This is a genomic window from Streptomyces sp. NRRL S-495 (genome assembly GCF_000966955.1).
GTDB lineage: Bacteria > Actinomycetota > Actinomycetes > Streptomycetales > Streptomycetaceae > Kitasatospora > Kitasatospora purpeofusca.
Window position 1 is genome coordinate 1 of record NZ_JZWY01000932.1, and the last position, 7,640, is coordinate 7,640.

At 71.3% G+C, this 7,640-nt stretch carries 6 protein-coding genes; 5 read left to right on the plus strand and 1 reads right to left on the minus strand.

Annotation, left to right across the window (positions count from 1 at the left end; genetic code table 11):
* Positions 1-221 precede the first annotated feature (221 nt).
* The 5 genes from VR45_RS36570 (at position 222) to VR45_RS36590 (ending at position 5,445) form a co-directional block, all read left to right on the plus strand.
* Positions 222-968, plus strand: coding sequence for a nucleotidyltransferase domain-containing protein (locus VR45_RS36570; protein WP_107084385.1), 747 nt, complete (start codon positions 222-224; stop codon positions 966-968).
* Between the two features lie 463 nt (positions 969-1,431).
* Positions 1,432-1,953, plus strand: coding sequence for a DUF6584 family protein (locus VR45_RS36575; RefSeq protein ID WP_045944244.1), 522 nt, complete (start codon positions 1,432-1,434; stop codon positions 1,951-1,953).
* Between the two features lie 455 nt (positions 1,954-2,408).
* A complete protein-coding gene (locus VR45_RS36580) occupies positions 2,409-3,749 on the plus strand; it encodes a hypothetical protein (protein WP_234326515.1) in 1,341 nt (446 codons plus the stop codon).
* Between the two features lie 221 nt (positions 3,750-3,970).
* On the plus strand, positions 3,971-4,402 hold the full coding sequence (locus VR45_RS36585) for a hypothetical protein (protein WP_045944245.1): 432 nt from the start codon (positions 3,971-3,973) through the stop codon (positions 4,400-4,402).
* A gap of 206 nt (positions 4,403-4,608) precedes the next feature.
* Complete coding sequence (locus VR45_RS36590) at positions 4,609-5,445, plus strand: hypothetical protein (RefSeq protein WP_045944246.1); 837 nt, start codon at positions 4,609-4,611, stop codon at positions 5,443-5,445.
* 103 nt (positions 5,446-5,548) lie between these two features.
* On the opposite strand, the gene VR45_RS36595 is transcribed toward VR45_RS36590, so the two are convergent.
* On the minus strand, positions 5,549-7,618 hold the full coding sequence (locus VR45_RS36595) for an MDR family MFS transporter (protein WP_045944247.1): 2,070 nt from the start codon (positions 7,616-7,618) through the stop codon (positions 5,549-5,551).
* Between the last annotated feature and the right edge of the window lie 22 nt (positions 7,619-7,640).

Sequence of the window (7,640 nt, forward strand, 5' to 3'; positions counted from 1 at the left end):
GGGCGGCGGGCGGCGGGCGGCGGGCGCTGGGGTCCTTGTCGCCCTTGCCGCAAAACGCGCGAGTTCTCGGAATCCTGGACATCGACGGGTCAGAAGCCACACGGGAGTAGTTGTTCGCACGCCCTTCCCGACCGAGTTCCAAGCATCCAGCAGCTGACCAAGCCGGTGGGAACGGAAAACCCGGTCGCCGTTGGCACAAGGTTCCTGAAACCCTGGCCATCATGACCCCGGATCCCGTCGACCAGGCTCGACGTCTCGCATGTGACCGTTTCCCCGATGCGCTGGCTGTGACCCTTGCCGGGTCGACGGCTGCGGGGCGAGCCACTGCCAGCAGTGACCTGGACATCGCGGTGCTCATCGGAAACGGCGGCGAGACCTACCGGGAGACGATCCGGTTCGAGGGACGTGTTGTCGAGCTCTTCATCCACACACGTGCCGGTCTCGTGGATCTCTTCGCAGCGGACGTTGCCGCACGTCGCGCGGTCCTGCAGAGCATGTATGCCACCGGTCTCGTCCTGCTCGACACGAACGGTGAGGCCGGACGCGCCCGTGCCCTGGCCGAGACGGACCTCCGCGAGGGTCCGCCGTCGCTGGAACCGGCGACGGTCGAAACGACGAGGTACGGGTTGACGGACGCTCTGGACGATCTCGCCGACGCGGGCGGCCAGATCGAGCGCCTTGCGGTGGCCGGCTTTGTTCTCAACGCTGCGGCCGATCTGCTCTTCGACTACCACCACGCGTGGATCGGCGGTGGGAAGTGGCTGCCGCGGCGCCTTCTGGAAGCGGACGCGGAGCGTGGGGCAGCCCTGCTCGAAGGTCACCTGCACCTGTGTGAGTCGGGAGACCCGGGACGCATGATCGACGCGGCATCAGGGATTCTCGACCTGGTCGGCGGGCCCCTTCGCGAGGGCTGTCGCAGGACCTGGCGCGGTGTCATCGAGTCGGTTGCTGCTGCCTCCGGGCGTTGACGGGCTGAGGCCGGTGACGGCTTCGTCCCGGATGCGGTCCTGGCCGACGTCGCGCATGACCAGGCCGCGCCGGCCGAACACGCCCTGGGGCCGGGGCTTGGCAATTGCGGGGCTTGGCAATTGGAGGGCCGCCCGGGTCGAGGGCGTTTTGCCGGGAGACGAGCAGGTGGGGGGTTGGCGGAACTCGGCCACCGGCGGTGGTGCTCGCGCAGCCAGTCGGCCGCCAGCTGGTGGGTGACGGGCCACCCGAACCTGCCCGCCCGACAGGCCGGCCCGCAGAGCGCCGTCCCGGCCCCGGACGGCACGGCGGGCACCTCCGGCCCGCGCCCGAGGCCAACAGGAAGACGCGTTCCCGTCCCCCACCACCTGGCGCCGCAACCGCCCCAGCCGTACCCAATCCGATACAGCTGAGCCGGCCGGTAAGTCCTTTGACCAGTCGTTCTTCATTCGTCACCATGCTCTGGTGACAGTTGAGACCACCCTCGTCAAGGTTGATGCGGACCTTCGTGCCGGCCGGATACCCGTCGCTCGTCAACGCCTGCGCGGCCTGGTGGCCTCGTACCCGGCGGATCTCACGGCCAGGCAGCGGCTGGCCGAGGTCTACCGGTTGTACGGCGAGTCGGCCGAGGCAGGCCGTTGGGCCTACCTCGACGTGGACCGGGATCCGGGCGAGACGGCGGCTTTCGAGGCCCGTCACCCCGATCCGCTCGACCGGATGGTGGCCGTCGCCTGGCGTGGTCCCGAGGAGTCGGCGCCGACGGACACCGCCCGTGCCCGGCTGGCCGGGCTCCGTGAGGCAGCCTCCGCGCAGGCAGGCCGCCCGATCCACTGGCACCACGTGCGTGACCACGCCGAGAACACCGAGCACTCCGACAGTGACGACTCGGCCGGCAAGCTGTTCTGCGCCGGACTTGCTCTCGCCGCTCTGGTGCTCCTGGGCTTCGCGGCCCTTGGCGTCGCCACCTTCGTTCGCTGGTGGCTCTGACCCTTCGCCGCCGCCCGCGGGCAGCCTTCACGGAACCCGCTCCCCCACCGCCGAGATCCTTCTGGCTGGACATTCCACGTTCCTGCCGACAGACAGCTGATCTCCCTGTCCGGGATGTCGACGACCCGGCAGCCGACTGCCCCGGCGATCGCGAACACGGCTCCGAAGACGTCGTCAGAACGGCAGGAGGACGGTCGGACACGGCCGGGACGCGCGAAAGGGGGGCCCTGCGAACGGGCGCCGTGGTCAAGAGGCTGGGAAACGGTCTTCAGACCGTCAGGAACACCCCGCCGCCGAACGGGTGTCATCGCGGGAATGCCGTCCAGGGCGGCCCGGGCCCCGTGGCCCGGGCTTGCGGCGCGGGGCGGACATGACAGAGGATCACCCGGACTCGCCATGATCGACTTCTGGTCGCCCGTGGCAGTCAGCCTGTTTCTCTTCCCACGGGGGTACCGATGACCACGCACGCAGACGGCAAGCACGACGACGGTGCCGCGGAGAGCGGGCGCCGGCCCGGCCGCCGGGCGCTGCTCGCCGGCATGACCGGGGCGGGGGCGCTCGCGGGCAGCATCGCCCTCGGCACCCGCGGCGCCTCGGCGGCGAGCGCCGCGGCCACCGCCGGCCCGGCGGACTACGTGGTCGACGTCGTCGCCAAGGGCGCCGACCCGACCGGCCGCACGCCCAGCGACGACGCGTTCCGCAGGGCCGCCCTGGAACTGCTCGGGGGCGCTCCCAAGACCGGCTACACCCCCAAGAAGGTGCTGCTCGTCCCGCCGGGCACCTACCTGCTGACCCAGCCCGACTCGCTGCTGCCCATCACCCACGGCACCGACAACCCGGGCGTGATCGACGGCATCTCCATCAGCGGGTACGGCAAGCGGCTCTCCGTCTACGCGCCGGCCACCCCCGACACGGTCTTCTGGACCAACGACGGCCGCTACAAGAACATCCGCCTCAGCGGCCTGACCTTCGAGGGCCGCGACGCCACCGCCACCTTCAACCTCGCGCTCTCCGCCGTGGGCAAGGGCGTCCAGGACACCTGGTACACCGACGTCGAGTGGCACGGCACCTGGAAGGCCGGCATCGTCCTGGACGGACCGGCCGGCACCTCCAACCTCAACAGCGAGATGGGCTGGGACCACTGTCAGATCAGCGGCTCCTACGCCGACGCCTTCCTGGTGATGGGTGGCAAGCCCACCGAGAACCAGCAGGACCAGTTCCTCAACTACTGGTTCCGTGACTGCAAGGTCGAGTTCCAGTCCGGCATCTTCGTACGCAACGAGCGCGGCGGGTCGATGAACTTCATCGGCGGCTCGTACATCATCGTGGACGAGAACTCGACCGGCACCTTCTTCAAGCTCAACGCCAACAGCCCGCGCGGCGACTCGGTGATGCGGCTGTACGCGCAGGGCATCCGCTTCGAGGTGCGCGGCAAGGACCACAAGGTCATCGACTCGGCCTGGTACAAGGGCAGCATCACCTTCGTCTCCTGCGACGACACCGCGAACTCCTTCAAGCCGTTCGCCACCGACGCCACCGCGCACGTCTACCGCTTCAACGCCGTCAACCCCTCGCGCGGGCCGATGATCCGCTACCAGGACTGCGCGCTGCTCGGCTCCCACCACGTGACGACGTCCACCGCCACCACCGCCGGCAAGCTGCTCTACGACGGCTGCCGCTTCGCCGACACTTCCACCGCCGCCACCGCCCTGCGCTGGAGCGGCCCCGCGCCGTGGTACGAGTTCCGCGACTGCCTCGGCGAGGGCGTCCGCATCCCCGACACCAAGGCCCCGTGACCGCACCGTCACGGCGGACGGTGGGCCCCTCCCCCACGGGGTGGGCCCGCGCGAACGGCACCCGGGCGACCGGCTGCCGTTCGCGGGCCACCGCCCCGACGGACAGGTCTCACCGAAACATTCGTCACATCCCGTCGTATCCGGTAGACATGCCCTGTCCGAGGCGATCCAGTCGGCGTGACGACACGTACGACCGCCTTCCCGAGACCGAGGGAACACCCGTGGCCGACACCAGTACCCCGCCCGCCGAGCCGCTGCACTACGCGGTGGACCTCACCCCGGCCGATGTCCGGGCCATCCATGCCTTCCTCCGCGAGCAGATCCTTCCCATGGAAGGGGACGGCGCGTTCGGCAGCCCGGAACAGCGCGCCGCGCGGGCGCTGTCCAGTCTCGTACGCACCGCGACCGCCCGCGCCGAGGCGATGCTCGAGCGTCTGATCGAGACCCCCGAGGACCGGCACCGGACGGACAACCTGAACAACCTCCGCAAGAGCTGGCAGTCCCTGGTGGAAGCCGCCGAGGAATGGGCCGACACTCCCGGCTTCGACCGCCGCCGCTGGCGCGAGGTGGACGCCGACCCCGCCTCCGCGGCGCTGCGCCACCGGCTGGTCGCCAAGCAGCGGGCCGAATCCTCCGCCGACGCGAAGGCCTGACCCGCCACCGCCGTGCCGCCCCTGCCCCTCCCCCGGCCGAACGGGGGCGGCACAGGTCGGTGAGCGGGCCCCGCCGGGAGGACGGGAGGGAGCGCAGGAAGCCCCGGGCGGCTCGAACACCCGGGGCCGTCCCGTGGCGCGGGGCCGCCCCGGGAGCAGCGGGGAGCAGGAACTATCGTGGGCGGACTCGAACAAGGAGCCGCACCATGGCCACCGCCCGCCCCCGTATCCTCTTCGTCTCCGACCTCGCCTACCCCGCCCGCGGACGGCGGTACTGCGACGAGGACATCCTGCTGACCTCGAGGCTGCGGGCGGAGTTCGACCTCGCGGTGTGCCACCCCCTGGACGCGGCCGCGCTGATGGACGGCTTCGACGCCGTTGTGGTGCGCAACAGCGGCCCGGTCCTGCACTACCAGCGGGCGTACGACGCGTTCCGGACGCAGGCCCTCGCCCGCGGCACCCGGGTCTACAACCCGCTGACCGGGCGTGGCGACATGGCCGGCAAGCAGTACTTGACCGAGCTGACCGCCGCCGGGTACCCGGTGATCCCGACCGTCGACCGCGCCGAGGACCTGGAGCGGCTTCCCGAGACCGCGCAGTACGCGGTGAAGCCGAAGGCGGGGGCGGACTCCATCGGCCTGGCCTTCCTGGACCGGGCCGAGCTCGCCGGCGTGGACTTCGGCGGGATGCTGGTCCAGCCTCGGATCGACTTCCGCCACGAGGTGTCGTTCTACTACGTGGACGACGCCTTCCAGTACGCCCTGTACGCGCCGGACCCCGAGCGCCGCTGGGAGCTGGAGCCGTACCGCGCGAGCGCCGACGACCTCGCGTTCGCGGACCGGTTCGTACGGTGGAACACCCTGGACCACGGCATCCAGCGCGTCGACGCCTGCCGCACCCGCGCGGGCGAGCTACTGCTGGTCGAGCTGGAGGACCTCAACCCGTACCTCTCGCTGGAGCTGCTGGACGGGACGGACCAGGACGCCTTCGTGCACGCGATGGCCGACTCGCTGCACCGGTACCTGGCCACCGGCTCCGCCTGAGAACCCACGCGGCACCCGCACGGGTGCCCGCGGCGGCCGAGGCGGCGACCGGCGGCGTACCGGGCCGGACGGGTCACCCCGGGCCGAGCGGGTCGGGAATCGCTCAGGACGGTTCCCGCACACCAACCACGGCCTTCTCCCGGGCGTGTGCGGGCAGGCCGTTGGCGAGGTCCTCGACCAGCAGTCGCCAGGCGATCGCCTCGGCCGCGGTCCGCAGCTGCGGGCTGCGGGGCCGCCCGGCGTCGGCCTCGAGGCGGTCGTTGAGCCAGTCGGACCAGGCGCCGCGCACCTCGTGCGTGCCGGTGGCGGTGAGGGCCAGCCGGTCGCCGTCGCGGGTGAGGTGCCCTTCGCCGGCCATGCGGTCGAACACCGGCTCCAGGACCTCCGGCGGGACGCGCTTGCGGGCGCCGATCAGCGCCAGCGACGCCTGGCCGACCGCCTTGGTGTGGCCGGCGACCTCCATCAACGCCCAGGCACCGGCGAGGTCGACCCGGGTGTCGGCGCCGTCGACGATCGAACGGACCGTGTCGAGGTCGGCCCCGCGCACGATCCGGCCGACCGTCGACTCCAGCTGCTGGTCCGAGTCTCCGCTGGTGGGCTGGGCGAACCCCTCGCCGAGGTCTGTGGAGCCCGCCCGGGCGGTGTCCCGCAGTTGCACCTGCTTGAGGAACAGCGCGACCACGAAGCCCAGCAGGGCCACCGGTACGGTCCACAGGAACACGGTGTGCAGGGCGTCCGCGTAGCCCTGCACGATCGGCGCCGCCTGGTCGGCGGGCAGGCCGTGCAGGCCCTGCGGGCTCGCGGCCGCCCGGGTGAGCGCCACGGGGTCGGCGCCGGTCGAACGGGCGGACTCGGCCACTCCCTCGGCCAGCTCGGTCCGGAGGCTGTTGGCGTAGACGGTCCCGAACACGGCGGTGCCGAAGGAACTGCCGATGGTGCGGAAGAAGGTCACCCCGGAGGTCGCGGTGCCGAGGTCCGCGTAGTCGACGGTGTTCTGCACCGCGATGGTGAGCACCTGCATGCTCAGCCCGATGCCGACACCGAGGACGAACATGTAGCAGGAGGCGAGCACGGTACCGGTGCCCGGCTCCAGGCGGGACAGCAGGTAGAGGCCCAGGGCCATCACCAGGGTCCCGGCGATCGGGAAGAGCCGGTACTTCCCGGTCTTGCTGACGATGTTGCCGCTCGCGACGGAGGCGAGCAGCAGGCCGATCACCATCGGCAGCATCCGCACGCCGGAGACGGTCGCCGAGTCCCCGTCGACGTACTGCAGGAAGGTCGGCAGGAAGGTCAGCGCGCCGAGCATCGCGAAGCCGACGATGAAGCTGAGGACGGAGCAGACCGCGAACACCGGGGTGCGGAACAGCCGCATCGGCAGCATCGGCTGGACGGCCCGGGTCTCCGCCCAGCAGAACAGGCCGAGGGCCAGGGCGCCGCCGACGAACAGGCCGATGATCACGCCGGAGGTCCAGGGGTACTCGTTGCCGCCCCAGCTGGTCGCCAGGATCAGTGCACTGGCGCCGACCGCGACCAGGGCGATGCCCAGGTAGTCGACGACCGGCCGGACGGCCGCCCGCACCGAGGGGATGGTCCGGGCGGCGGCGGCCACCACCACGACGGCGATCGGCACGTTGACGTAGAAGGCCCAGCGCCAGGACAGGTGGTCGGTGAACAGCCCGCCGAGCAGCGGCCCGATCACCGTCGCCACGCCGAACACCGCGCCGATCGCGCCCTGGTACTTGCCCCGCTCGCGCAACGGGATGACGTCGGCGATCAGCGCCATGGCCGTCACCATCAGGCCGCCCGCACCGATCCCCTGGAGCGCGCGCCAGGCGATCAGCAGCGTCATGTTCGTCGCCAGGCCGCAGAGGAACGAGCCGGTGATGAACACGATCGCGGAGATCTGGAACAGCACCTTGCGCCCGTAGAGGTCCCCGAACTTGCCGGCCAGCACGGTGGCCACCGTCTCGGCGAGCAGGTAGGACGTGACCACCCAGGACATGTGCGCCGCCCCGCCGAGGTCCGCCACGATGGTGGGCAGCGCGGTGCCGACGATGGTCTGGTCCAGCGCGGCCAGCAGCATGCCGAGCACGATGGTGGCGAAGACGACGTTCCGCTGCCGGACATCCAGCACCGGCGGGGCGGACGGCGGGTTCTCGGTGTCGACGGTCATGCCGACAGCCTCGCCGCAAGCC

Excerpts from the sequence above, each read along its gene's own strand:
- VR45_RS36595 (WP_045944247.1), bottom strand. The coding sequence starts at position 7,618 with ATGACCGTCGACACCGAGAACCCGCCGTCCGCCCCGCCGGTGCTGGAT.
- VR45_RS36570 (WP_107084385.1), top strand. The coding sequence starts at position 222 with ATGACCCCGGATCCCGTCGACCAGGCTCGACGTCTCGCATGTGACCGT.
- VR45_RS36590 (WP_045944246.1), top strand. The coding sequence starts at position 4,609 with ATGGCCACCGCCCGCCCCCGTATCCTCTTCGTCTCCGACCTCGCCTAC.
- VR45_RS36580 (WP_234326515.1), top strand. The coding sequence starts at position 2,409 with ATGACCACGCACGCAGACGGCAAGCACGACGACGGTGCCGCGGAGAGC.